Annotated in this window: 2 protein-coding genes; one reads left to right on the top strand and one right to left on the bottom strand. The window is 34.2% G+C overall.

Annotated features, from left to right (window positions below):
* Window positions 1–385 precede the first annotated feature (385 nt).
* Window positions 386–559 carry a VanZ family protein gene (locus tag AC1DSB_RS19250; protein WP_477587417.1) on the top strand — a complete coding sequence of 58 codons (174 nt, stop codon included), beginning with the start codon at window positions 386–388 and terminating at the stop codon, window positions 557–559.
* Window positions 560–733: 174 nt separating this feature from the next.
* On the opposite strand, the gene AC1DSB_RS19245 is transcribed toward AC1DSB_RS19250, so the two are convergent.
* Window positions 734–1,126, bottom strand: coding sequence for a ferritin family protein (locus AC1DSB_RS19245; RefSeq protein ID WP_477533170.1), 393 nt, complete (start codon window positions 1,124–1,126; stop codon window positions 734–736).
* Between the last annotated feature and the right edge of the window lie 292 nt (window positions 1,127–1,418).

The following is a 1,418-nucleotide window of genomic DNA, read 5'->3' as shown; positions in this document are numbered from 1 at the left end:
CTTTTTCTTTTTTCGCCTTTTCTTTTTTTGCTCGATTAGCATTTGCACTGCCAAATTCTTTGGAGAATTCTGAATCTGTTTTGCTGGAGTCAAACCCTTGTTTATTCTTTTGTTCTGCGTCATTTTTCTTAGTCCGTTTTGCCATAGATATCACTCCTTTTGTTCTTTAGTATGAGAAATGAAAGTAGAAATATACGTCATAGCATTTTGCAGGTATTTATCAATCTCCCTAAACAATTTCTAACAAGTTAATTAATAATATTTTTAATCCCTATATAGTTAAGATAATCTTTCTTTCATCTAACGTGAAAAAATGAACAATAGACACAAGATTAAGATTGCCCACTGTTATTTATATGTCCGCCTAGGCTAGAACGGTGAATGGCTGTACCTGCTAATTGAAGTAATTCAATACATTTACCCAATTGGAAGAGTATCTGATGTAAATGATTTAATATTCAACACATTTGGGTCTTTTTTGGGGGCATGGATAGGAAATATAGGTAGCAGTGTTAATAGAATTTTAACGCTTCATAATTCAAAAATAACCGATAACTAAAAGATGGGTTATTGTTGAACTAACGGAGTGCTTAACTTCAATAAAGATGCAAAGCATTTTTATTATTCAACTAACGCAGCAGTTTAGTTGAAGATGAGAATGGGAGTTTTTATGTCGCATTTGACACATAAGGTGCAAGAAAAAAAGCCGACGTGATAGCCGGCTGCTAAACAATTAATGATGATTCATGAAATATAAAAACCAAACTGCATGATTTTGTTCATCAGCAGAAGCTTGCGTGAAAGCATCTTTAATAACAGGATTATTAGTACTTCGCGCTATATCGTGATAGAAGTCTACAGTCTCCTGTTCATCTATGAATGCAGCAAGTATCCCACTTTTATAATCTGGAGGACATTGTTTTGTGATATGTGGAGTAGGTTGTTTTCCCGTCAAAAAAATATAAAGATGCCAAAAGGATTCATAGTGTCTGATTTCATCATTTCTGATTTCAAGAATACGATTTTTTATTTCGGCGTTCTGAGCCTGGTTCGCTAATAATTCATAGCAGGCAATTGCTGTATATTCACCATTAATTGCTTTCAAAATGTCGTTTAATACTTCCATGTTTGCAGAAGGCTGCACAGAATTTTGATTCAATTTGCTTTCACTCCTTTTTATCAATATATGGGTACACCATGTTTTGTGGACCTTGGCTTATGGGAGTGAGGGTCTTAGTACGCAGTTCGACCATAATGTGTAATAAAAGATAAGGTGCTTATTCAACTAACAGGGCAGATAAAGAAGGAACAACAATCGATGGTGAATTAAAAGGAGGAGAGAAATAAAAAGATTTAATTAAAGGCTCTGTTATCGTTTATTGTTGATTTTTACAAAGGAAAACCGCCCATGAGAAGAG

This window comes from Paenisporosarcina sp. P4_E4_2 (assembly GCF_056401595.1).
Note: the sequence above shows the minus strand (reverse complement) of the source record. Positions and strands in the feature narration are given on the sequence as shown.